The organism is Kitasatospora arboriphila (assembly GCF_039528095.1).
Taxonomy (GTDB): domain Bacteria; phylum Actinomycetota; class Actinomycetes; order Streptomycetales; family Streptomycetaceae; genus Kitasatospora; species Kitasatospora arboriphila.
Window position 1 is genome coordinate 55,222 of the sequence record NZ_BAAALD010000030.1, and the last position, 23,468, is coordinate 78,689.

Annotated in this window: 23 protein-coding genes; 9 read left to right on the top strand and 14 right to left on the bottom strand. The window is 74.5% G+C overall.

The features are described 5' to 3' along the window. The first annotated feature begins 109 nt into the window (after positions 1-109). The 4 genes from ABD353_RS17345 (at position 110) to ABD353_RS17360 (ending at position 3,876) form a co-directional block, all read left to right on the top strand. On the top strand, positions 110-1,258 hold the full coding sequence (locus ABD353_RS17345; protein ID WP_344624509.1) for an aliphatic sulfonate ABC transporter substrate-binding protein: 1,149 nt from the start codon (positions 110-112) through the stop codon (positions 1,256-1,258). 134 nt (positions 1,259-1,392) lie between these two features. Then, on the top strand, positions 1,393-2,202 hold the full coding sequence (locus tag ABD353_RS17350) for an ABC transporter ATP-binding protein (protein WP_344624510.1): 810 nt from the start codon (positions 1,393-1,395) through the stop codon (positions 2,200-2,202). Then, positions 2,189-3,088: an ABC transporter permease gene (locus ABD353_RS17355; RefSeq protein WP_344624511.1), complete on the top strand. Its 900-nt coding sequence runs from the start codon at positions 2,189-2,191 to the stop codon at positions 3,086-3,088. Before ABD353_RS17350 ends, ABD353_RS17355 begins: the two co-directional genes overlap by 14 nt. Positions 3,089-3,099: 11 nt before the next feature. Next, positions 3,100-3,876 (top strand): sirohydrochlorin chelatase, encoded by a 777-nt coding sequence (locus tag ABD353_RS17360; RefSeq protein WP_344624512.1) that lies wholly within the window; start codon positions 3,100-3,102, stop codon positions 3,874-3,876. Positions 3,877-3,889: 13 nt separating this feature from the next. On the opposite strand, the gene ABD353_RS17365 is transcribed toward ABD353_RS17360, so the two are convergent. From ABD353_RS17365 to ABD353_RS17380, 4 genes are all read right to left on the bottom strand, one after another. Then, positions 3,890-4,063 carry a hypothetical protein gene (locus tag ABD353_RS17365; protein WP_159400794.1) on the bottom strand — a complete coding sequence of 58 codons (174 nt, stop codon included), beginning with the start codon at positions 4,061-4,063 and terminating at the stop codon, positions 3,890-3,892. A 107-nt stretch (positions 4,064-4,170) separates the two neighbouring features. Then, positions 4,171-4,764 (bottom strand): Uma2 family endonuclease, encoded by a 594-nt coding sequence (locus ABD353_RS17370; protein WP_344624513.1) that lies wholly within the window; start codon positions 4,762-4,764, stop codon positions 4,171-4,173. A 48-nt stretch (positions 4,765-4,812) separates the two neighbouring features. After that, the gene (locus tag ABD353_RS17375; protein WP_344624514.1) at positions 4,813-5,268 is read right to left on the bottom strand and encodes a hypothetical protein; all 456 of its coding nucleotides are present in this window, start codon (positions 5,266-5,268) and stop codon (positions 4,813-4,815) included. Then, positions 5,265-5,894 carry a TetR/AcrR family transcriptional regulator gene (locus ABD353_RS17380; RefSeq protein WP_344624515.1) on the bottom strand — a complete coding sequence of 210 codons (630 nt, stop codon included), beginning with the start codon at positions 5,892-5,894 and terminating at the stop codon, positions 5,265-5,267. Before ABD353_RS17380 ends, ABD353_RS17375 begins: the two co-directional genes overlap by 4 nt. Positions 5,895-5,999: 105 nt before the next feature. Here ABD353_RS17380 and ABD353_RS17385 point away from each other — a divergent pair, with 105 nt between their 5' ends. Beyond that, positions 6,000-7,034: an ABC transporter permease gene (locus tag ABD353_RS17385; RefSeq protein ID WP_344624516.1), complete on the top strand. Its 1,035-nt coding sequence runs from the start codon at positions 6,000-6,002 to the stop codon at positions 7,032-7,034. A gap of 18 nt (positions 7,035-7,052) precedes the next feature. Here ABD353_RS17385 and ABD353_RS17390 read toward each other — a convergent pair whose 3' ends face one another. Then, on the bottom strand, positions 7,053-8,057 hold the full coding sequence (locus ABD353_RS17390; protein WP_344624517.1) for a hypothetical protein: 1,005 nt from the start codon (positions 8,055-8,057) through the stop codon (positions 7,053-7,055). Between the two features lie 117 nt (positions 8,058-8,174). Here ABD353_RS17390 and ABD353_RS17395 point away from each other — a divergent pair, with 117 nt between their 5' ends. Further along, entirely contained in the window at positions 8,175-9,038 is an 864-nt protein-coding gene (locus tag ABD353_RS17395) for a helix-turn-helix transcriptional regulator (protein ID WP_344624518.1), read from the top strand. 7 nt (positions 9,039-9,045) lie between these two features. Here the strand turns inward: ABD353_RS17395 and ABD353_RS17400 are convergent, their stop codons facing one another. The 6 genes from ABD353_RS17400 to ABD353_RS17425 all read right to left on the bottom strand — a co-directional run bounded on the left by ABD353_RS17400 (position 9,046) and on the right by ABD353_RS17425 (position 15,720). Next, positions 9,046-9,639, bottom strand: a complete 594-nt coding sequence (locus ABD353_RS17400; RefSeq protein ID WP_344624519.1) for a hypothetical protein — start codon at positions 9,637-9,639, stop codon at positions 9,046-9,048. A gap of 13 nt (positions 9,640-9,652) precedes the next feature. Next, a complete protein-coding gene (locus ABD353_RS17405) occupies positions 9,653-10,588 on the bottom strand; it encodes a WXG100 family type VII secretion target (RefSeq protein ID WP_344624520.1) in 936 nt (311 codons plus the stop codon). After that, entirely contained in the window at positions 10,588-10,908 is a 321-nt protein-coding gene (locus ABD353_RS17410) for a hypothetical protein (RefSeq protein WP_344624521.1), read from the bottom strand. Before ABD353_RS17410 ends, ABD353_RS17405 begins: the two co-directional genes overlap by 1 nt. A 216-nt stretch (positions 10,909-11,124) precedes the next feature. Continuing rightward, on the bottom strand, positions 11,125-12,795 hold the full coding sequence (locus ABD353_RS17415) for a DEAD/DEAH box helicase (protein ID WP_344624522.1): 1,671 nt from the start codon (positions 12,793-12,795) through the stop codon (positions 11,125-11,127). 174 nt (positions 12,796-12,969) lie between these two features. Then, entirely contained in the window at positions 12,970-13,173 is a 204-nt protein-coding gene (locus ABD353_RS17420) for a cold-shock protein (RefSeq protein WP_263105940.1), read from the bottom strand. Positions 13,174-13,476: 303 nt separating this feature from the next. After that, positions 13,477-15,720, bottom strand: coding sequence for an MMPL family transporter (locus tag ABD353_RS17425; protein WP_344624523.1), 2,244 nt, complete (start codon positions 15,718-15,720; stop codon positions 13,477-13,479). Positions 15,721-16,211: 491 nt separating this feature from the next. On the opposite strand from ABD353_RS17425, the gene ABD353_RS17430 reads away from it, so the two are divergent. From ABD353_RS17430 to ABD353_RS17440, 3 genes are all read left to right on the top strand, one after another. Beyond that, positions 16,212-18,443, top strand: a complete 2,232-nt coding sequence (locus ABD353_RS17430; protein WP_344624535.1) for an MMPL family transporter — start codon at positions 16,212-16,214, stop codon at positions 18,441-18,443. Positions 18,444-18,540: 97 nt separating this feature from the next. After that, entirely contained in the window at positions 18,541-19,428 is an 888-nt protein-coding gene (locus ABD353_RS17435; RefSeq protein WP_344624524.1) for a phosphotransferase enzyme family protein, read from the top strand. 116 nt (positions 19,429-19,544) lie between these two features. Continuing rightward, a complete protein-coding gene (locus ABD353_RS17440; RefSeq protein ID WP_344624525.1) occupies positions 19,545-20,516 on the top strand; it encodes a polysaccharide deacetylase family protein in 972 nt (323 codons plus the stop codon). Positions 20,517-20,562: 46 nt separating this feature from the next. Here ABD353_RS17440 and ABD353_RS17445 read toward each other — a convergent pair whose 3' ends face one another. From ABD353_RS17445 to ABD353_RS17455, 3 genes are all read right to left on the bottom strand, one after another. Next, positions 20,563-21,291, bottom strand: a complete 729-nt coding sequence (locus ABD353_RS17445) for an exonuclease domain-containing protein (protein ID WP_344624526.1) — start codon at positions 21,289-21,291, stop codon at positions 20,563-20,565. A 216-nt stretch (positions 21,292-21,507) separates the two neighbouring features. Beyond that, complete coding sequence (locus ABD353_RS17450; protein ID WP_344624527.1) at positions 21,508-22,743, bottom strand: Dyp-type peroxidase; 1,236 nt, start codon at positions 22,741-22,743, stop codon at positions 21,508-21,510. Positions 22,744-23,082: 339 nt separating this feature from the next. Next, positions 23,083-23,468: DUF5919 domain-containing protein (locus ABD353_RS17455; protein ID WP_344624528.1), on the bottom strand; the 386-nt coding region annotated here is incomplete at its 5' end.

Sequence of the window (23,468 nt, forward strand, 5' to 3'; positions counted from 1 at the left end):
ACAGCGGGCACCGGCCCGGCTTGCCCGGCATGTGACGTGCCGTCAGCACCACACCGACTTCTTCCATCGGCGCTTCCCACGGCGCCCACCGTGAACGGGACGACTCCCCATGGCACACGACTCCGCCACCACGCATACCTCCACCCGGTTCGGCAGCGGCCGGTTCAGACGGCCGGCCGCGGTCGCCGTCGCCGCGCTCACCGCCGCGGGCCTGCTCTCCGCCTGCAGCTACGGCTCCAAGAGCGAGGACAAGAGCTCGGCGGCCCCGGCCGCGGCCGCCTCCGGCGCGAAGCTCTCCGCGGACACCGTGAAGATCGGCTACTTCGCCAACCTGACCCACGGCACCGCACTGGTCGGCCTCAAGGAGGGCCTGTTCCAGAAGGAGCTGGGCGGCACGAAGATCAAGACCCAGATCTTCAACGCCGGCCCGACCGAGATCGAGGCGCTCAACGCCGGCTCGATCGACATCGGCTGGATCGGCCCCTCCCCCGCGATCAACGGCTACACCAAGTCCGACGGCAAGTCGCTGCGGATCATCGGCGGTTCGGCCTCCGGCGGTGTCCGCCTGGTGGTCAACCCGGACAGGATCAAGAGCCTGGACGAGCTCAAGGGCAAGAAGATCGCCACCCCGCAGCTCGGCAACACCCAGGACGTGGCGCTCCTCAACTACCTGGCCACCAAGGGCTACAAGGTCGACGCCGCGTCCGGCGCCGGCGACGTCAGCGTGGTGCGCACCGACAACAAGGTCACCCCGGACGCCTACAAGTCCGGCTCGATCGACGGCGCCTGGGTGCCCGAGCCGACCGCGTCCAAGCTGATCAGCCTCGGCGCCAAGGAGCTGCTGAACGAGAAGCAGGTCTGGCCGGACGGCAAGTTCGTCATCACCAACATCATCGTCTCGCAGAAGTTCCTCACGGCGCACCCGGACGTGGTGGAGGCCGTGCTGCGCGGCTCGGTGAAGACCAACGCCTGGATCAAGGCCAACCCGGACCAGGCCAAGGCGGCCGCCAACGCCGCGATCAAGGACGCGGCCGGCAACGCGCTGGACGCCGCGATCCTCGACCCGGCGTGGAAGGACATCGAGTTCCTGGACGACCCGCTGGCGAACACCCTGCAGGCCGAGGCCGACCACGCGGTGACCGCCGGCCTGCTGAAGAAGCCGAACCTGGCCGGGATCTACGACCTGGCCCCGCTCAACAAGGTGCTCCAGGCCCAGGGCGGGACCGCCGTGGCGGACGCCGGACTCGGCGCCAAGTGATCCGCACCCGCTGACCCCGCGGTCCGCCCCGCCCCCGCCCAGTCGATGCCCAGTCACCGGGCGGGGCGGGGCCGGACCCCGGCCCCCGAGAGCCACCAGCCAGCTGCCCGTCCACTCACGGAGGAGGTCCCCGGATGACCCCGGCACTGACCACCACGGAGCCCGCCACCACCAGCGCTGCCGCGGCCACGCTCGACCGGCCCGCCGTCCGCCTCTCGCACGTGCACAAGTCCTTCGGCCGGCCCGGTGCCGCCACCCCCGTCCTGGACGACATCAGCCTGGACGTCGCCCCCGGCGAGTTCGTCACCCTGCTCGGCGCCTCCGGCTGCGGCAAGTCCACCCTGCTCAACCTGGTGGCCGGCCTCGACAAGCCCACCGCCGGCGACATCGAGGTGCCCGGCGGCCGTCCGGCCCTGATGTTCCAGGACCACGCGCTCTTCCCGTGGCTGACCGCCGGCAAGAACATCGAGCTGGCGCTGCGCCTCGCCGGTGTGCCCAAGGCCGAGCGCCGGGCCGAGGCCGAGCGGCTGCTGGAGCTGGTGCGGCTCGGCGGCGCGTGCAAGAAGCGCGTCCACGAGCTGTCCGGCGGCATGCGCCAGCGCGTGGCGATGGCCCGCTCGCTCGCCCAGGGCGCCAACGTGCTGCTGATGGACGAGCCGTTCGCCGCGCTCGACGCCATCACCCGCGACGTCCTGCACGACGAGATCACCCGCATCTGGGCGGAGCGCAAGCTGTCCGTCCTGTTCGTCACGCACAACGTGCGCGAGGCCGTCCGGCTCGCACAGCGCGTCGTCCTGCTCTCCTCCCGGCCCGGCCGGGTCGCCAAGGAGTGGCGGATCGACCTGCCCCAGCCGCGCCGCATCGAGGACTCCGGCGTCGCGGACCTGTCCGTCGAGATCACCGAAGAGCTGCGTGGGGAGATCCGCCGCCATGTCCAGCACTGACACCACCACCCTGGTCAAGGACCCGGGCACCGACACCGCCAGCGTCGAGGCCGGCCTGGACGCCCTGGACTCCGTCCAGGTCCAGCGCACCCCGATCGGCGAGGTGCTCCGCCAGAAGGTCCTGCCGCCCGTGCTCGGCGTGCTGCTCGTCATCGGCGTCTGGCAGCTCGCCTTCAGCCTGGAGCTGACCACCCCGGACAAGCTGCCCAGCCCGGCCGACGTCTGGTCCTCGCTCACCGACCTCTGGTACGAGGGCACGCTGTTCTCGATCATCTGGACCAGCCTGTGGCGCGGCATCTCCGGCTTCGTCGCCGCCGTCGTCATCGGCACCCCGATCGGCCTGCTGGTCGCCCGGGTCAAGCCCGTCCGCGCCGCGCTCGGCCCGGTGCTCTCCGGCCTGCAGTCGCTGCCCTCGGTCGCCTGGGTGCCCGCCGCCGTCATCTGGCTCGGCATCAACAACTCGGCGATGTACGCGGTCATCCTGCTCGGCGCCGTCCCGTCGATCGCCAACGGCCTGGTCTCCGGCGTCGACCAGGTGCCGCCGATCTACCTGCGGGCCGGCCGCACCCTGGGCGCCACCGGCCTCGCCGGTGCCCGCCACGTGCTGCTGCCCGCCGCCCTGCCCGGCTACCTGGCCGGCCTCAAGCAGGGCTGGGCGTTCTCCTGGCGCTCGCTGATGGCCGCCGAACTCATCGCCTCCTCCCCCGACCTGGGCCTCGGCCTCGGCCGCTACCTGGAGAACCAGCGCGAGTTCAACGACATGTCGGGCGTGCTGCTCGGCATCGTCCTGATCCTCGTCGTCGGCGTGGCGATCGACCTGCTGGTCTTCTCCCCGCTGGAGCGCCGCGTGCTGCGCAACCGCGGCCTGCTGGTCACCAGCCGCTGAGGACGCCGACCGTGCGCACCGGTACCCCGCCCGTCCCCGCCCGCCACAGCGGGGCGGGCGGCCCCGCCCTGCTGCTGATCGCCCACGGCAGCCGCGACCCGCGGCACGCCGCCACCGTGGACGCCCTCGTCCACCGCGTCCGCGCCCTGCGGCCCGGCCTCACCGTCGCCACCGCCTACCTGGACCACTGCGCACCGCGCATCCCCCAGGTCGCCGGCCGGTTCGGCGCCGCCGTCGCCGTCCCGCTGCTGCTCAACCGGGCCTTCCACGCCAAGAGCGACATCCCCGCCGCGCTGCGCGCCGCGGGCGCCGACCTGCCGCTCGCCGACGTGCTCGGCCCCTCGCCGCTGCTGCTCGACGCGCTCGACCGGCGCCTCGCGGAGACCGGCCTCGACACCGTCTCCGCGGCCGTCCGTGCCCGCACCGGCGTGGTGCTCGCCGCCTCCGGCTCCTACGACCCGGCCGCCGATGCCGCCACCCGGGCGGTCGCCGAGGCCTGGCGGCGCAGCCGCGGCTGGGCCGGCGTCGAGGTCGCGTACGCGATCGCGGCCGGCGCGCGGGTGCCGGCGGCCGTCGCCGCCCTGCGGGAGGCCGGGGCCGGCACCGTGGCCGTCGCCCCCTACCTGCTCGCCCCCGGGCTGCTGCCCGACCGGATCGCGGCCGCCGCGGACGGCGCCGACCTGCTGGCCCGGGTCCTGGGCGCCGCCCCCGAGGTCGCCGAACTCCTGCTGCAGCGCTACGACGACGCCCGGCTCGCCGCCGCCGCGCCCGCGGCCCTGTCGGCCTGAGCCGCGCCGCGGCTCACTCGGCGAGGCCGTCGGCGGTGGCGTCCAACTGCATCCGCTCGTACTCGCCGAGGCACGGGTAGAGGGTGCCGCAGTCCCGGCACGCACGGGCGAAGGTGACCGTGAAGGTGGGCCGCGACTTGAATCTGCCCGGCCGCGGGAAGCGCAGCCGCATCCGCTCGGTCGCCATCGAATCCGTCGTCAGTTCCCCCACCGGACTCAGCCGTTGAGACCCGCACATCCCGCATCGCATGCCGGGCACACTACCCATCCGCCGACACGGACACGCAGGGAATCTCAGAGCCAGCGCTCCGGGTCCGTCAGGTCGATGTCGACCGGGAACGGCAGGTCGAGGGCGAGCCGCTTGCGGTGGATGCCCATGGGCGCGTAGAGGCCGGTGGCGCCGTCCAGCTCGTACACGTGGACGGCGAGTTCGCCGTCCTCGTTCTCGACCCGCCAGAAGTGCCGGAAGCCGGCGGCGGCGTACTTGCGCGGCTTGACCTCGCGGTCCCGCGCCTCGGAGTCGGGAGAGACGACCTCCACGGCGAGCAGGACGTCCTCGGGGCGCTGGGTGGTCTGCTGCGGCCGTTGGGCTCCGTCGCGCGACACGACCATGAGGTCCGGCTCCGGCCGGTCGCGGCGGCCGAGTGTCACCGTCATCTCCCGGAGCACCGCCAGATGCGGCGGCTTGGCCGCGTACAGGCCGAACTCGAGAAGGCGGATGGCGTACAGGTGGAAAAGGGCCTGCGGACTCACGAAGACGAGGCTCCCGTCGATCAGCTCCGTGTGCGGGGGCAGATTCGGAAGCCGGTCGAGGTCGTCGGCCGTCCAGCCGCCCTCCGGCGGAACGGGCCAGGTCGGCTGCGGTGCGACGGTCATCACTGCTCCCATGGCCGGATTCTCGCCTTCGTGTCCAGCGTACCCAGCGGGTTCGGGCGATCACTCACCCGATCGTGGGAGGAGGGCCAGGTAGCGGGGGTCGGCGGGGTCGGCGTCGGCCCAGCGCCAGGCGTGGGCGGCGCAGGTGCGCTGGTGGGGGGTGCCGGTGGCGAGGGTGGTGAGCAGGCGTTCCTGGAGGGCGCGGGAGCCGATCGCGGTGACGAGGACGGCGGCGAGCCAGCGCGGGGAGCTCGGGTCGTCGTCGTGGACGAGGGCCTCGTGGACGGCGTCGGCGTGGGCGCGGGCGAGGCCGCGGTCGGCGGTGAGGGCGCGGTAGGCGGTCTGCCGCTTGTGGCCGATGCGGTGGTACTGCGGGTAGTGCGGGTGGCGTTCGGCGAGGCGGGCGATCCGGGGGTCGTCGGGCTCCTCGAAGGGCAGGCCGAGTTCGGCGAGGAGCGCGTCCAGGGCCCGCTCCTGGAGGTCGAGCCGCTCGGCGGGGCCGGGTGCGGCGGTCACGGGGTCTCCGGGGCGGGGGCGGTGCGCATGGAGGCGAGGGCGCGCAGGCCGTCCTCGACGACCGCCGGGTCGGCGTCGCCGAACAGCGCCTGCTGGGCGATGAAGCCCTGGGCGGTGGCGATGAGGGTGCGGGCGACGTGGTCGGCCTCGGGGCCGGGCGGCATCAGGCCGGTCGCACGGTAGCTGCCGACCAGCCCGGTCCAGGCGGCCCGCATCGCGGTGTAGCCCTCGTCGAGGGCGGCGGCGAGGGCGGGGTTGCGCAGGGTCTCCGTCCAGACCTGGACGATGAGGCGGGCGAAGGCCTGGCGGTCGCCCTCGGGCGGGGCCTGGTCGAAGACGGCCTGCAGGACGCGGCCGAGCAGCACGTCCGGGGTGGGTGGCGGCACGGTCGCGGCGGCCTCGGCGAAGGCGGCCCGGATCACGCCGAAGGCTTCCGTCGCGATGGCGGCGACGATCTCCTCCTTGCCCGCGAAGTAGCGGTAGACGGCGCCGGCGGACAGCTCGGACTCGCGCAGCACGTCCTGCATGGAGGTGGCGTGGAAGCCGTTGCGGGCGAAGCAGCGGGCGGCGCCGTCGAGGATCTGCCGGCGGCGGGCGTCGAGGTGTGCCTGGGATACGCGGGCCATGGGGTCCACCGTAAAACGAACGTTCATTCTTGACAAGCGCGACGGGCGGCCGGAGAGTGGGCCACGTAAAACGAACGATCCTTCTCTTTGAATCGAGGGGCTGCCATGTCCGCCTCCCCCGAGTCCGCACCCGCCTCCCGCCGCCTCGTCGCCGTCTGGCTGCTGGTGCCGCTGCTGGCCGCGTTCGCCCTGTGGGCCTTCGCCTGGCCCGCCTCCCGCCTCGCCCCGCGCGACCTGCCGATCGGCGTCGCCGGACCGGCCGCCGCCACGGCCACCGTCGACCAGCGGCTGGCGGCGCACCCCGGCGCCTTCGAGATCCACCACTACACCGACGCGGCCGCCGCCCGGCACGCCGTCGAGGACCGCGAGGTCTACGGCGCCCTGGTCGCCACCCCCGGCGGCCCCGAACTGCTCACCGCCTCGGCCGCCGGCCCGACCGTGGCCCAGCTGCTGCGCACCGCCGCCGAGTCCGCCGCCCCGCCCGGCACCACCGTGCACGTCACGGACGTGGTACCCGCCCCGGCCACCGACCCGCGCGGGGCGGTCTTCGGCGCCGGCCTGCTGCCGCTGGTGCTCGCCGGGGTGGCGACCGGCGCGGTGGTGACGGTGCTGCGGCTGCGCGGCGGCCGGGCGATCGCCGCGCTCGCCGGGGCCGCACTGCTCACCGGCCTGGTCGGCGCCGGGGTCGCCCACAGCTGGCTGGGCGCGCTGACCGGCGGCTGGTGGGCCGAGGCCGGGGTGATCGGCCTGACGGTGCTCGCGGTCGGCGCCACCTCGGCCGGGACGGCGGCCCTGCTGGGCACGGCCGGCCTCGGGGTGGCCGGGCTCCTGATGGTGCTGATCGGCAACGCGTTCTCCGGCGTCTCCTCCGCGCCGGAACTGCTCCCCGCCCCGGCCGGCGTCCTCGGACAGCAGCTGCCCCCGGGCGCGGCCGGGACGCTGCTGCGGTCCGTCTCCTACTTCGACGGCGCCGGGGCGGCCGGCCCGCTGCTCACCCTCTCCCTCTGGGCCGGCCTCGGCCTCGCCGCCGTCGGCCTCACGGCGGCCCGCCGCACCCGCCCGACGGGGCAGCGGGACCAGGGGCGCGTGGAACTGCGCAGTGCGGGACCGGCCGCAGAACCGGTTCGGGCCAACCCCTGACTCGCTCCGTGAGCCCCCTCAGATCCGGTACAGCGTGAACGTGTCCACCGGCGTCCCGGCGAACAGCAGGTCGATGCGGCCGTCGAGGACGTACACGCTGCCCGCCGGGCCGGAGGTGAGCACGGTCGGCGCCGGGTCGGCCAGCGGGTGGACGGTGGCGCGGGCGGTGCGCCAGCCGTCCGCGGAGCGGAGTTCGACGCGGGTGGTGGCCCCGTTGCCGCCGAGGCGGTTGGTGATCCCCTGCAGGGTGCCGTCCGGGCGGAGCAGCAGTCCGTCGAGGCCGGTGAGGGCATCGGCCGGGCCGCCGACGGCGACGCGGGCGAGCTGCTCCGGGTGGTCGATCGGCAGCCGCCACAGGGTGCCGTCGTCGTACTTGCCGACCACCAGGGTGCGGCCCTGCCGGACGATGCCGTTGAGGCCGAAGCCGCCCTGCGGGGCGGCGAGCCGACTGTCCCGCACGAGGATCCCGGCGGTGCCGTCGGGGGCGACCCGGTAGACGACCGGGGCGAAGGAGTCGGTGACGTAGGCGGTGCCGTCGGGGCCGACGACGAGGTCGTTGGCGAGGTGGGATCCGCCGTCGGCGGCGGTGGCGGCGAGGTCGGTGTAGAAGAGGCGCCGGCCGGTGGTGAGGTCGTAGGCGCCGATGCCGGCGACGTGCCCCGAGCCGCCGGGGGCGGTGCGCGGGGAGACGCCCGGGTCCCCGTTGGCCACGAGGACGCGGTTGCGGGCGGCGTCGACGTGGAGGCCGACGGTGGAGACGAGCACCGCGGGGTCGTCGACCAGGGTGGTGACCGAGCCGTCGGGGCGGACGGCGGAGACGGTGCCGTGGCGCAGGGAGCTCACCAGGAAACGGCCGTGGGCGGCGTCCCAGGCGGCGCCCTCGGGGTGCAGGGTGTCGGCGCTCGCGGTGATCGCGGCGGGCCGGTGGTGGGCGGGTGCCGCGGCGGCGGGCAGGGCCGGTGCGGCGGCGATCGTGGCGGCGAGGGCGGCGAGCAGGAGGGCGCCGCGGGCGCGCTGGTTCATCTGTCGTCCCGTCAGGAGTGCTTGTTCGGACGGTGTCCAGCCTTCCGCCCGGTGCGGCGGCGCAGCAGTGCGTGGCGATACTGGTAGTCGGGCTACCAGGAGTCAGGGGGAGGATCCATGGCCGAGGGGGACGTGCGCCGGCAGGCGCTGTCGAACTTCCTGCGGACCCGCAGGGCGTCGCTGACGCCGGCGGACGTGGGCATCGCACCGGGGGTGCGCCGCCGGACGCCGGGGCTGCGGCGGGAGGAGCTGGCGCTGCTCGCCGGGGTGGGGGTGACCTGGTACACGTGGCTGGAGCAGGGCCGGGACATCAATCCCTCGCCGGAGGTGCTGGCGAGTCTGGCCCGGACGCTGCGGCTGGACGCGGCGGAGACGGCGTACCTGTTCCGGCTGGCGGGCGCGGGGCCGCACCCCGTGGACGCACGCGGGGCGGGCGGTGCGGACGTGCCGGAGGCGTTGCTGCGGCTGGTGGACGCGCAGGATCCGGCGCCGGCGTTCCTGATGGACGCGGACTGGGACATCCGGGCGTGGAACGCCGCGGCCGACGCGATGTTCGGCTTCTCCGGGATGCCGCCCGAGGACCGCAACCTGGCCTGGACGGTGTTCGCGGACGACCGGATCCGCCGCCGCACGGTGGACTGGGAGCAGCACGCCCGCCGCACGCTGGCGGAGCTGCGGGCGGCGTACGGGGAGCGGGGCGGGTCGGGTTCGCCGGCGTCGCGGCGCCTCACGGAGGTGATCGGGCGGCTGCGGGCGTCGTTCCCGGAGGCGGACCGCTGGCTGGACGAGCACCGGGTGAGCGAGAAGACCGGCTGCGAGAAGGAGGTCCGGCACGAGGCCGTGGGCGTGCTGCGGCTGGACCAGGTGGTGCTGCGCGCACCGGGCGGCCTGCAGCTGGTGGTGGCCGCGCCGCGCGACGAGGAGACCCGGGAGCGCCTGCGGCGGCTCGTTCCGGTCCCCTCGTCGGCGGCAGCCGTCTGACCGGCCGTCAGCCCAGGCGGGCAGCGGCGGCGAGTTCGTCGGCGGTGGCGGGCATCGGGGTGGTGATGCCCGCCCAGGACCGGTCGGCGAAGTGCAGGTCGATCCGGCCGCGCTGGAGGACGCCGGTGGGGTTGCGGTGCAGTGCCACGGCCTGCCGGGGCGCCTCCCAGTGCAGGGCGTACTGCTCCTTGAGCTGCCACGGCTTGGAGCCGTCGACGACCACGAGGTGGCGCCGGTCGGTGACGGCGAAGGTGCCGCCGCCGTTGTTCTCCTCGTGCATGCGCAGCACGAACCGGCCGGCCTCGCCGTGCCAGCCGCCGCCCATGCCCTCGCCGTGCCAGACCGAGTCCGGTACGGCGTCCATGGCCTTGTCCTCGACCGCGCCGACGGCGGCGGAGACCGGGTTGACGACGGCGTAGGCGCGGCGCAGCACGTTGAACGGCTTGCCGAGCTTCTGCTCCAGTTCGCTGGGCCGCCGGGGCGGGAGGAGTCCGGCCGGCGGGTGCGGGATGCCGGGGGCGAGGCTGATCGAGGCGGCGCCGAGGAGCTGTTCGCCGGGGTGCAGGAAGGGCGTGACGATGTCGCGGTCGCGGTTGAGCACGGTGTCCTCCCGGTCAGCCGAAGGCTGCGTCGAAGCGGGCCTTGCGTTCTTCCGGGCTGAGCTCCGGCTCCTGGCGGGGCTGGGCGATGCCGGCGTGTTCGCGGGCGGCGGTGGAGGGGTGGGGGTTGCCGGCGATCCGGTCGTCGATCTCGTCGGCGACGATGCCGGCGCCGGACTGGACGGCCTGCTGGACGGTCTGGCCGACCGGGTCGCCGGTGAGGCCGATGCCGTGCAGCGCGGCCTTGCCGATCATCTTGGTGCCCTTCTTGGCGAGGTAGGCCGGGACGTCGATCGGCCGGTTCCAGGTCCAGGGCTTCTTGGGGTTGAGGTGGGGGCGCTTGGAGACCGCCTTGAGGGCCTTCATCGCTTCCTCGATCTTCTTGAGGGCTCGGGCCAGCTTGGCGACCAGGTTGGCGATCCGGGCGCTGGCGATGGTGCCCTCGGCGGCGGCCGCGGCGGCCTCCGCGGCGAGCGAGATGCCGGCCGTCACGACGCTGAAGGCGAGCGAGGCGGCGAGGGTGATGATCGCCCACTCGATGAGTTCGCGGATGACCGTCTCGACGAGGTCCTGGGCCATCCGGCTCTCGGCGGCGGCCTCGTCGAGGAGTTCGGCGGTGGCGTCCATGTCGTCCGCCTCGGCCTCCAGGGCCGTCTCGTACTCGGCGAGTTCCCGGAGGAACGCCTCGGCGGCCTCGCCCTGCCAGTCGTGGGCGAGGGCGGCGCGGTCGCGGCGCTGGTCGGCGACGACCTCGCGCAGTTCGGTGGCCTGGCTGCGCCAGAGCCGGGCGGCGGCCTCCAGGCCCTCGGGGTCGCCGGTGACGAACTCCAGCGGTTCGGCGAGCGGTTCGACGATGGGGCGCATGATCTCGTCGATCACGCTGCCCAGCGGGCTCATCCACTGGTTGATCTTGGTGTAGGCGTCGACGGCGCCGGACACGGGACCGGTCATCACAGCCCCCTGGCGATGGCGTTGAGGGACTCCGCGGTCTCGGCCTCGGCCTGCTCGTAGGAGCGGGCGACGCCCTGGGCGTGCTCGTCGATCCGGGCCATGGTGTCGGCGGCCGAGGTGAGGTTCTCGACGGCGGCGTCGGCACGCTCGGCGTAGTCGCGGCCGGTCTGCTCGGCCTCGGGCAGCTTGCCGAAGGCGTCGGGCGCCAGCCGGTGGGCGCCGAGTTCGGCGCGGATGGCGCGCAGTCTCTCCGAACGGTCGGCGGAGGTGCGGGCGAATCGCCGCAGTGCCTCCGGATCGACGCGGTACTCCCCTGACACGATGTGTCCTCCCCCGTGCAGTGCGCCCGGTACGGCGCCGAATTGACGGAACCTCTAATCCAGGTCATGGAAAGCCCATGAACGGACAAAGAAGCTAACACACCTGTTCGCAGGAGGTCCGGAGGGTGATGTGAGGGTTCGTCGGCGATCCGGCGGATCCGGAAAAGCCGAAGGGGCGCCACCCGTGGCGGGTGGCGCCCCTTCGTGGTCGGTGGATCAGCCGACGTCGCGGCGCTGGCGGCCGGTGCCGTAGTTGGAACCGCTGCGCGAGCCCGAGCCGGGCTTGGCGCGGCCGGAGGACCGGCCGATGAACCCGGCCGCGGTGCGCCTGCCCGCGCTGCCGCTGCCGCTGCCGCCGCCGATGCGCTGCTTGGGGCGGGGCTGGCGGGCGTTGCCGTTGGCGTCGACGTCCTTGGGCAGCGCGGAACGCTTGCCGGGGCGGCGGCGCGGTGCACCGGAGCGGGCGCCGGCGGGCTTGTCGCCGGTCTGCTCGGCGGACGCGGCGGGGGCGGCCGGCTCGGCCACCACGATGCTGACCGGCACGCCGCTGGGGGTGCGGGCGCCGGTGATGCGGCGCAGCTCGGCGTCGTCCGGGCGGACCTTGGTGACGGTGGGACGGATCCCGGCGGTGCCCATCAGCCGGTTGACCTCGCGGCGCTGCTCGGGCAGGACGAGGGTGACGACGGTGCCGGACTCGCCGGCACGGGCGGTGCGGCCGCCGCGGTGCAGGTAGTCCTTGTGGTCGATCGGCGGGTCGACGTTGACGACCAGGTCGAGGCCGTCGATGTGGATGCCGCGGGCGGCGACGTTGGTGGCGATCAGCGCGGTGACCCGGCCGTCGCGGAACTGGTCGAGCACCCGGTTGCGCTGCGGCTGGGACTTGCCGCCGTGCAGGGCCGCGGCCCGCACGCCGCTGGCCAGCAGCTGCTTGGCGAGCCGGTCGGCGCCGTGCTTGGTGTGCACGAACATGATCAGCCGGCCCTCGCGGGAGGCGATGTGCGCGGTGGTGGAGGCCTTGTCGGAGGGGTCGAGCTGGAGGACGTGGTGGTCCATGGTGCTGACCGCACCGGCCGACGGGTCGACGGAGTGGGTGACCGGGTCGTCGAGGAAGCGGCGGACGAGCCGGTCGATGTTGCGGTCGAGGGTGGCGGAGAACAGCATCCGCTGGCCGCCCTCGGCGACCTGCTCCAGCAGCTTGCTGACCTGGGGCAGGAAGCCCATGTCGGCCATCTGGTCGGCCTCGTCGAGGACGGTCACGGCGACGTCGCCGAGGGCCACGTCCTGCCGGTTGATCAGGTCGTCGAGCCGGCCGGGGGTGGCGACCAGCACCTCGACGCCGCGGCGCACCTGGTTGGCCTGCCGGCCGATCGGCATGCCGCCGACGACGGTGGCGATCCGCAGCTGCAGCGCCTGCGCGTAGGGGCTGAGCGCCTCGGTGACCTGCTGGGCCAGCTCACGGGTGGGCACCAGGACGAGGGCGAGCGGGCGCCGGGCGGCGGCCCGCTTGCCGGCCGTGCGGGCGAGCAGCGGCAGGCCGAAGGCGAGGGTCTTGCCCGAGCCGGTGCGGCCGCGGCCGAGCACGTCGCGGCCGGCCAGCGAATCCGGCAGGGTCGCGGACTGGATCGGGAAGGGCTCGGTGACGCCCTGCCGCTCCAGCGCGGTGAGCAGCGCCTTCGGCATCTCGAGTTCGGCGAAGGTGGCCGCCGGCGGGCGGGCCGGGGTGCCCTCGACGACGGTGAAGTCCTGGCTCTCCGCGGGGCGTGCGGCGCGTGGTGCGCGCTGGACGCGGCGCTCGGCGCCGCCGCGGGGGGCGCCACCGCGCTGGGGGCGTCCGGTGCCCGGGGCCCGGCGGGAGGTGCCGCGCTGCGGGCGTGCCTGATCGGTCATGCTGCTCCGTCCTGATCGGCCGGCGGGCACGGCGGTGCCGTGCGCCCGGACCTTGTGGGTCGGCCGTCAGGAGTGCGCGCGGGGCCGCCCCGGCCGTTCGGCGGCAATGGGCGAGGGCCCGCACCCGCAGGTGCGGACCCTCACTCGTCAAGCGTGAGTCGGGCTGGGCCGGACTCAGAGGGGGCGGATGTTCTCCGCCTGGGGGCCCTTCTGGCCCTGGGTGACGTCGAACTCGACCTTCTGGCCCTCGATGAGCTCACGGAAGCCCTGGGCGTTGATGTTCGAGTAGTGGGCGAAGACGTCGGCGCCGCCGCCGTCCTGCTCGATGAAGCCGTAGCCCTTTTCGCTGTTGAACCACTTCACGGTGCCGGTAGCCATAACCGTCTCCTCATTCTGGGGCATCAGGGGCCTGCACCTCGCAGACCCCGAGTAGCCGCGATCCCCGTCCGGAGACAAAACACCGGATAAAAACAAATGCGCCTGGCGGTTGGAACCAGCAGGCGCACACGCACGTTCATGGGACCAAAACTGCAACTGCCTCGACTGTAGCACGGTGGCGCCTTCAATGATCGGGAGAGTTCTCCTCGTCACACCTCGGGCTCCCCGGGATTGAACGGCCCGCGGGCGGGGCACACACAGCCGATCGTGTGCCCCGCCCGCGGGTCCGTGCGGACCGTGCGGTCAGATCCGGCCGGCCGGCTGCGGCTCCGCCTCGGGGACGGTGGGGCCGTCCCGGTCGGCGGCGTCCTGGTGGCCGGGCCACCAGGCCGCGCGGCCCAGCAGCGCGGTGATCGCCGGGGTGAAGAACATCGCCATCACGAAGGCCGAGATGATGATGCCGAAGGCGATCGAGAAGCCCATCTGGCTGAAGAGCGAGTTCCCGGCCAGCAGCATGGTGCCGAAGGTGGCCGCCAGGATGAAGCCCGCGGCGGCGACGGTCGGGCCGGCGTGCTTGACCGCCTGGCCGGCGGCCTCGCGGGGGCTGCGGCCCTCCTTCACCTCCTCGCGGAGGCGGGCGATCATCAGGATGTTGTAGTCGGTGCCGATCGCGACCACGAACAGGTAGATGAAGATCGGCAGCATGAACATCAGGCCCGGCTCGCCGCCGATCTTCTGGAAGATCAGCGAGGTGGCGCCGAGGGTGGCGCCGAAGCCGAGGCCGACCGAGGCCATCAGGTACCAGGGCGCGACCACGCTGCGCAGCTGCAGGGCCAGGATGACCAGGATGAGCAGCGCCGCCAGCGGGAACACCAGCGTGTAGTCGTGGACCATCGCGGTGTTGATGTCCTTGAAGATCGACGTCTGACCGCCGACCAGGGCCTTGGTGCCGCTCGGGGCGGAGCCGTGCGCGGTGTCGCGCAGGCCGCCCATGGTGTCGATGGCCTTGTTGGTCGCGGGCGCGTCCTTGAGGATCACCGTGATGTCGGCGGTGAGCCCGTCCTTGCTGAGCTGGGTGCGCTCGGCGGGCACCGCGGCGACGCCCGGGGTCCTGGCGAGCGCGGCGCGGTAGGTGTCGAGGCCCGCGGTGTCCAGCTTGGCCCCGCCGGTGGCGGTCAGGTAGACGTGGCTCGGGTCGGCGGCGCCGGCCGAGAAGGCCTTCATCATCCGGTCCTGGACGACCATCGACTCCTTGGTCTTCGGCATCGAGCCGCTGGCCAGGTCGAAGGTGCCCTTGTAGCCGAGGGCGGCGACGGTCAGGGCGACCAGCACCAGGCCGGAGGCCAGGGCGGCGAGGGCCGGACGGCGCTGCACGCCGCTGCCGAGCGCGGCGAAGCGGGTGCCCTTGGCCTGGCGCATCCAGTGCGCGGGGAAGTCGCCGGTCGGGCGCGGGCCGCGGGCGAGGCGGGCCAGCCAGGCCAGCTGCCGGCCGTCCCAGCGGAGCCACTCGACGACCCGGCGGAAGAGCACCCGCTCGGGGAGGACCGAGAGCACGGCCGGGACGAGGGTGATCGAGGCGAAGGCGGTGACCGCCACGGCGATGGCCAGGGACGGGCCGAGCGCGGTGAACATGCCGAGGCTGGAGAGGACCAGGACGGCGAAGGCGGCCACGACGGCGCCCGCGGCGGAGGCGATCGCCTCGCCGACCCGGCCGACCGCGTTGACCACGGCCTCCTTGCGGTCGTCCCCGGCCCGCAGCCGCTCGCGGTAGCGGAACATCAGGAACAGGAAGTAGTCGGTGCCGACGCCGAAGAGCACCACGATGAGGATGGCGGACATCGAGTTGTCCGCCTTCAGTCCGAAGACCTTGCTCGCGTCGGCGATCAGGCCGTTGGCGACCATCGAGTAGACGAAGATCGACACGATCGGCAGCAGCGCCACGATCGGGCTGCGGAAGATCAGCCAGAGCGTGAGCAGGATGATCACCACGGTGCCGATGCCGATCAGCGCCTCGGCCAGCTTGGACGAGTCCTGCTGGTCGAGGATGCTCGCGGCCGGGCCGCCGAGCAGCATCTTGACCGGGGTGCCGGCGGTCAGCTCGGTGCCCGCCTCGCGCAGCGCCTTGGCGGCGTCCGCGGCCTCGGGCTTCTGCATGACCTTCTTGTCGATGGCGATCATCGACATGCCGAAGGTGCCGTCCGGGGCGTAGGTCTTGCCGACCGGCAGGACGGTCTCGACGGACTCGATGTGCTTGTCGGCGAGGCCCTTGGCGACCTTCTCGGCGGTGGCCTTGTCGGCCTCGGTCAGCTTGCCGCCGTCGGTGCGCTCGAACAGCGCGTAGGCGCCCGGCGAGAAGTTCGCCGGGAAGGCCTTCGCCTGCAGCTCGGCGGCCTGGATCGACTCGTAGTGCTTCGGGAGGAAGGCGCTCTCGTCGGTCTGCGCGGTGATCGTCGGAGCGGTGGAGATGATCGCGACGGCCGCGATCAGCCACGCTCCGATCACCCACCAGGCCCGCCTGACGACGAAGTCTCCGATTCGGTGGAACATGCTCGTGATGCCTCCTGGGCATGGTTCACCGCAGCCCTCGGGGGACGGAAACCGGGCAACGGCAGGACCGGCCCGGGAGGAATCCCTAGCCGGTCGGCAGGCAAGTACGTGTGGAGGCATCCTATGCGATGCCACTAGCCGGTCGGCAGGTAACCCCGCCCCCGGCGGGCACCCCTAGGGGGTACCGGCTGCCTCCTCGGACCATCCTGACCTGCGCCCGCGCCGTGCACCTCCTGCTCCGGGCGGATCCGCCTCCCCCTCAGGGTGGAGCCGAAGACCGACCCCGAGGAGGAGCGCGGGGTGGGGAAAACCCCACCCCGGCCCTCCGGGCAGGCCCAGGGTCGACTCACCCGCCAGCCGGATACTCCGTCAACTCCCCGCTTCCTAGGGTCGTTCCAGCAGCCGGGAACACCGGCACCAAGCTCCGGCGGACCGCACCCGCCGCTCTCCCTGGGGGACCCGTGACACCCAAGCTCGGCCTCGCCGCCGCCATGGGCGCGTGGAGCGCCAGACACCGCAAGACGGCGGTGTTCGGCTGGCTCCTGTTCGTCGTCCTGGCCGCCTTCCTCGGCGGCCTCCACGGCAGCACCAAGGTCACCGACTCCGAGATGATGCCGGGCGAGGTCGCCCGCGCCGCGAAGATCCTCGACGAGGCCGGCATCAAGACCCCGGCCGGCGAGACCGTGCTCGTCCAGAGCGCCGCGCTGACCGCCGACGACCCGGCCTTCCGCGCCGTCGTCGACGAGGCCGCCGCCGCGGTGCGGGCCACCGGCAAGGCCGCCGACCTGCGCAGCCCGTACGACACCGGCGCCGTCTCGGCCGACCGGCACTCCGCGCTGCTGCAGTTCACCGTGGCCGGGGAGGACCGCGAGAAGGCCGTCGAGAACGTGCCGGCCGTGCTCGACGCGGTCGCCGGGGTGCAGGCGAAGCACAAGGACCTCACCGTCGAGGAGTTCGGCGAGGCCAGCTCCGGCAAGTGGTTCCAGGAGCAGTTCTCGAACGACTTCCAGCGCGCCGAGTGGACGGCCGTCCCGCTGGCGCTGGGCATCCTGTTGATCGCCTTCGGCGCCCTGGTCGCCGCCGTGCTGCCGGTCGTCCTCGCGCTCACCGCCTTCATCGCCGCCGGCGGCCTGGTCGCCCTCTCCAGCGGCCTGCTGCACACCAGCGACGACGCCAGCTCGGTGATGCTGCTCGTCGGCCTCGCCGTCGGCGTCGACTACTGCCTGTTCTACCTGCGCCGCGAGCGCGAGGAGCGGGCCGCCGGACGCGACGCCGCCACCGCGCTCCAGGTCGCCGCCGCCACCTCCGGCCGGGCCGTGCTGGTCTCCGGCGTGACCGTGGTCGTCGCCATGGCCGGCCTCTTCCTCACCGGCATCGCCGACTTCCAGGCGATGTCCTTCGCCACCATCCTCGTGGTGATCACCGCCGTGCTCGGCTCGCTCACCGTGCTGCCCGCGCTGCTGTCGATGCTCGGCGACCGGGTCGACAAGGGCCGCCTCCCGCTGCTGCACAAGCTCCGCCGCAGCGACGCCGCCACCGGCGGGCGGGTCTGGAACGCCCTGCTCACCCCGGTGCTGAACCGGCCGCTCGCCGCCACCGTCCTCGCCGGCGGCCTGCTGCTCGGCCTCGCCGCGCCGCTGCTCACCATGCACACCGCCAACCTGACCTTCCAGCAGCAGCTGCCCAAGGGCAACGCCCTGGTCGCCACCTCGCAGCGGATCGAGAAGGCCTTCCCCGGCAGCCCCGCCCCCGCCACGGTCGTCGTCAAGGCCCGCGCCGTCGACTCCCCCGAGATGAAGCAGGCCCTCGCCGACCTCAGGACCCGGGCGCTGGCCACCGGCAAGATGCACGAGCCGATCCAGGTGACGGTGCACGGCGCGCAGAACGTCGCCCTGGTCGACATCCCGCTCGTCGGCACCGGCAACGACACCGCCAGCACCGAGGCCCTGGAGGCGCTGCGGGGCGACGTGGTGGCGAACACGGTGCTCAAAGTGCCCGGAACCGAGGCCCCGGTCACGGGCAGCACCGCGGGCTCGCACGACTTCAACGAGCAGATGTCCCGCTCGATGCTCCCGGTCTTCGGCTTCGTCGTCGCCTTCGCCTTCCTGCTGATGCTCTGCTCGTTCCGCTCGCTCGGCATCGCGCTCACCGCGGTGGTGCTCAACCTGCTCTCGGTCGGTGCCGCGTACGGCGTGCTCGCCCTGGTCTTCCAGCACGGCGTCGGCGCCTCGCTGTTCGGCACCGCCGGGGTCGGCGCGGTGGAGTCCTGGGTGCCGCTGTTCCTGTTCGTGATCCTGTTCGGCCTGAGCATGGACTACCACGTGTTCGTGGTCTCCCGGATCAAGGAGGCGCACGACCGGGGCCTGGCCACCCGGGCCGCCGTCTCCTACGGCATCCGCTCCACCGCCGGTGTGGTCACCAGCGCCGCAGTGATCATGGTCGGGGTGTTCGCGGTCTTCGGCACGCTGTCCATGCAGTCGATGAAGCAGATGGGCGCCGGCCTCGCCGTCGCGGTGCTGATCGACGCCACCGTGATCCGCGCGGTGCTGCTGCCCGCAGTGATGAGCCTGCTCGGCGAGCGCAACTGGTACCTGCCGCGCTGGCTGAACTGGCTGCCGAACCTCTCGCACGGAGAGTCCTTCCCGCCGGTCACCCCGGCCGCTCCCGCCCCGGCCGGCCTGCACCTGCCGGACGGCCAGTCCGCCGGCGGCGCCCGGGTCTGACCCCCGCACGATCGACCGCCCCACGGCCGGGCCCCGCAGCACGCGGGGCCCGGCCGCCGTGCGCCAGGATGGTCCGGACCGCACCGAGGAGCCCGCCGTGACCGCCTTCGACGAAGCCCGCGCCCGCACCCTGCTGGCCGGCGCCTGCCGCACCGCCGGACTGCCCGCACCGGACGGCGCCCGGCTGCTCGCGCTCGGTGAGAACGCCGTGTTCGACCTCGGCTCCCCCGCGCTCGTCGCCAAGGTCGGCCGCAGCCCCGCGCTGCTCCCCCGGGCCGCCCGCGAACTGGCCGTCGCCGCCTGGCTGGACGCCGCCGGCATCCCGGTCGTCCGGCCCCGGCACCCCGAGCCCGTGACCGCCGGCGGACACCCGGTGACCTTCTGGCACCGACTGCCCGCCCCCGTCCGCCCGGCGCGGACGGCCGACCTCGCGCCGCTGCTGCGCGCGCTGCACGCGCTGCCCGCCCCCGAGGGCCTCCTGCTCGGCCCCCGCGACCTGCTCGCCCCGGTCGACGGATGGCTCGCCGCCGCGGCCGGTCACGTCGACCCGGCCGACACCGCCTTCCTGCGTGCCCGGAAGGAGAGCTTCGTCACGGCCGTGGCCGCGCTCACCCCCCACCTCACCCCCGGCCCGGTGCACGGCGACGCCCTCCCCCGCAACGTCCACGTCGGCCCCGACGGGCCCGTCCTGCTCGACCTGGAGAACGCCGGCCACGACCTGCGCGAGCACGACCTCGTCGTCCTGGCGCTCAGTCAGGACCGGTACGGGGTGCCGGAGGAGGAGTACCGGGCCTTCACCGCGGCCTACGGCTGGGACGCCCGGGACTGGGACGGCTTCGCGGTGCTGCGCGGTGCACGGGAGACGGCGAGCGCCGCCTGGGTCGCCCAGCACGTCCCCGGCAACCCCGCCGCGGCGGCCGAGTTCCGCCGCCGGGTGGACTCCTTGCGCAACGGGCAGGCCTCCGTACGCTGGTATCCGTTCTGAGACCCGACAACCGGGTCCGTTCGTACACGACGACGGAACCGGCGGTCCGCGCCTGACGTCGTCCCCGGCACACGCCCCCACCCGGGGTGGCCGGTACGACGTCAGGAGTCGTCACCATGCGGATTCCCCGCCCCCGATCCCGTCGCACCCTCGGCCTCGGCCTCGCCGCGCTGCTCGCCCCGACCGTGATCGCCGCCTGCGGTTCGGCCACCCATGCCCACACCCGCAACGCGAGCGCCGACGGCGCCCGCACCACGGCCGCCGCCGTCACCCCGCGCGACACCGCCGCCACCAGCGGCTCGCCGTCCGCCGCGAGCCCCACCCCGACCGTCCCGGCGCAGCGCTCCGCACCGCCCTCGGCGAGCGCCCCGGCCACCACCGCGGCGCCGACCACCGCCGCGCCCGGCAGCGGCAGTGCGGCCCCCTCCGCGCCGAGCGCCTCCGCGAGCCCGTCCTGGCACACCCCGGGCAGCGACCCGACCCGCAGCCACCAGGTGCTGCGGTCCACCGCGAGCGGCGGCCGCACCGTGGCGCTCACCTTCGACGACGGCCCGGGCCCGGCCACCCGCCCGATCCTCGACCTGCTGGCGCAGTACCACGCCAAGGCGACCTTCTGCATGGTCGGCAACGAGGTCGACCGCGACCCGGCGGCCGTGCGTCTGGTCCTCGCCGGGGGGCACCGGCTGTGCGACCACACCGTCGACCACCCGCAGCCGCTGCACAGCCGCAGCCACGACCAGCAGGTGCACGAGATCGCCGACGCCAAGCAGACCATCCTGCGGGCCGCCGGTCCGGGCGCCGAGGTGCCGTGGTTCCGGGCCCCCGGCGGCGACTTCGCCGCCGAGAACGAGCAGATCGCGGCCGACCACGGCATGCGCTCGCTCGGCTGGTCGGTCGACCCGCGGGACTGGGCCAGGCCCGGTGTCCCCGCGATCGTCGCCAACGTCCAGCAGCACCTGCGCCCCGGCGGGGTGGTGCTGATGCACGACGGCGGCGGCGACCGCAGCCAGACGATCGAGGCGCTGCGCCAGCTCCTGCCCTGGCTGGTCGCGCAGGGTTACACCTTCGACTTCCCGGCCGGCGGCTGATCCGGGGCCGGGACGGGCGGACCGGGCCGCGGCGAGCCCGCCGCCGTCAGGCCGCGGCGGCCGCGGCGGGCCAGGGCACCACGGGCCAGGCCGGCTCGATCCTGGCCTGCGGGTCCGAGGTGCGGCGCAGGTACTGCTGGAACGAGGCGGCCTGCTCCGCGGCGGCCCGCACCTGGAGCGCGTGCAGATCGGCCGGCGTGACGCCGCCGACCGCGGGGAAGGCCTCGCCGAGCCGGCGGGCCACCCGGGCCGCGGCCACCGCGTCGGCCCCGGCCTGGTGCGCGCCGTCCAGCACCACCCCGTAGTGCTCGCAGAGCGCCTGCAGGTTGCGCTTGCCGCGGCGGTAGCGGTCGGCGTGCTTGTCGAGCACCAGCGGGTCGATGACCGGCGCGGGCGTGCCGCCGAGCCGCGCCGAGAGCGGGCTGACGCCGTGTCGGCGGCACTCGCGGTCGAGCAGCGACAGGTCGTAGCGCGCGTTCATGATGACCAGCGGGGTGCCGGAGCCGAGGGCCTCCGCTATGGCCCGGGTGATCTCCTCGACGGCGCCGGCCGCGGCCACCCCGCGTTCCCGCGCCTGCGCGGTGCCGATGCCGTGGATCGCGGTGGCCTGGGCCGGGATCGGTATGCCCGGGTCGACCAGCCAGTGCTGCTCCCGCGAGACGGTGCCGTCCGGCTCCAGCCGGACGAGGGCCGCGGTGACGATCCGGTCGTTCTCGATGTCGGTGCCGGTGGTCTCCAGGTCGAAGGCCAGCAGGCCGGCGGCCAGCCAGCTCATCGCGGGCCCCCGGCCGTGCGGTGGCCGTGGTGGGCGGGTGCGGTCGGCGTCCCCCTCCGGGTCGTCATCCGGCGCTCCTTCCGTCGCTCCTGCCGTGACGGGGACCATCATCGCCCGCACCAGTGACAGCCCCGCCGGTCGGGTCGCCCGGCGGGGCCGTCGAGGGGTGCGGCGACGCGGCGCGGCGGCGCTCCGGCGGACGGGTCGGGCGGTGCGTCAGGCGGTGCCGAGCAGGCCGCTGCCGAGCCAGCCGCTCTCGTCCGGCACGCCGGGCAGCACGAAGAAGTAGCCGCCGCCGGTGGGCGCGAGGAAGGCGGCCAGCGGCTCGCCGTTCAGCCGCTGCTGCACGGCCTCGAACTGCCGGGCGACGTCCTGCTGGTAGCAGCAGAACACCAGCCCCATGTCGAGGTCGCCGGTCCCGTCGACGCCGCGGTCGTAGTTGTAGCCGCGGCGCAGGATCCGCGAGTCGGCGGTGGCGGCGGTGCGCGGGTTGGCGAGCCGGATGTGCGCGTCGAGGGCGATCACCGCACCGGACGGGTCCTTGCCGTACGCCGGGCCGTCCTGCTCGGCGGTGCCGCCGAGCGGCGCGCCGCTGTCCCGGTGCCGGCCGACGATCCGCTCCTGGTCGGCCACCGGCAGGGCGTCCCAGGGTTCGACCCGCATCCGGATGATCCGCAGCACCTGGTAGGTGCCGCCCGCCGCCCAGGCCGGTTCGCCGCCGTCCGCGGCGACCCAGACCAGACTGTCCATCACCCGGTCCGAGCCGGTGTCAGGGTTGGCGATGCCGTCCTTGAAGCCCTGCAGGTTGCGCTGCGCGCCGTCCGGCCGGGCCGGGTTCTGGAACCCGTCGATCCGCCAGAGCGGGCGCAGCGCGCCGCGGGTGTGCCGGGTCAGGTCGCGCAGGGCGTGCAGCACGGTGTCCCGGTTGTCGGCGCAGACCTGCAGCGACAGGTCGCCGTGCAGCTCCGGGCCGAGGTCGTCGCCGGGGAAGGCCGGCATCGGGGTCAGGCGCAGCGGGCGGGCGGCCGCGAGGCCGAACCGGTCGTCGAAGAGCGAGGCGCCGACGCCGACGGTGACGGTCAGTCCGTCGGCGGGGACGTCCGTGCCGAGCAGGCAGGTGTCGGACGGCGGCTCGCCGGCCGCGGCCGGTGCGGGGGTGCCGCCGGCGGTCAGGAAGCGGATGCGGTCGGTCAGCGAGCGCATCAGCTGCTCCAGGGCCGGCCGGTCGGGGGCGGTGACCTCGGCGGCGAGGAAGGCGGCGAAGCGCTGGGCGGGCGTGGTGACGCCGGCCTGGTGCGGGCCGTGGAAGGGGACGGCGTCCCGTTCCACCGCTGCCGCGGCTGCCGCAGCGGCGGCGGGCCCGCCGGTGAGAACCGGTCCGGCGGCGACGGCGGCGAGGGTGGCCTTGACGAAGCTGCGGCGGGCGGGGGCGGCAGCGGTGGGCTCGGTCATCGGGGCTCCGGTGTCGAACTGCGTGGGGGGATCGTGGCAGCCGGCCGTCACGGCCGCTTCGCACACGGTCCAACGCTGCGGTGCACCACCCCGGCCCGCACCCCGGACGATCCCCCCGATCCGCCGACCGGCCGCACCGGCTGCACCGGCAGGGCGGAGCAGGCGTCGGGGACGCGGGGAACTGCGCCATGCGGATGCGGGCCACCGTGGGCACCAGGCGTGAGCCGGGCCGTCACGGGCGCCACTCCGAACTGCGCACGCCCCCCGGCCGAAAGCCGGAGGTCCCACCCGCCCCCGGCGGCCGCACCGACGGGTCGGCCCACCCGCGGCGGCGGTCCGTCAGGACACCGCGCGGGAGTCGGCCCAGCTGCCCTCGAACTCCTCGCGGTAGACCTCCAGCAGCCCCGGCTCGGTGCCGCCGGGCTCCTGGCCCGCGCCGCCGCGCAGCACGATCGCGGGCGACTCGATGCCGCGGGCGCGCCGCAGGTAGGGCTGGACGATGCCGACGTCGCCGGAGCGGCGGCGGCCGCCGGTCTGGCCGGGGGCCCGGGGGGCCTCGGCCCGGTAGGGGGTGAAGCGGGGGATCTCGTCGGAGACCCGGGTCTCCGAGCCGCCCGGGTCCCGCCGCCGGGCCCGGACCCGCCCGCTGCCCCCGCCCCGGCGCGGCGCCAGCCGGTCGGGCCGCTCGCCGTCGGGCAGCGGCAGCCGGCGCGGCGAGGCGCCGG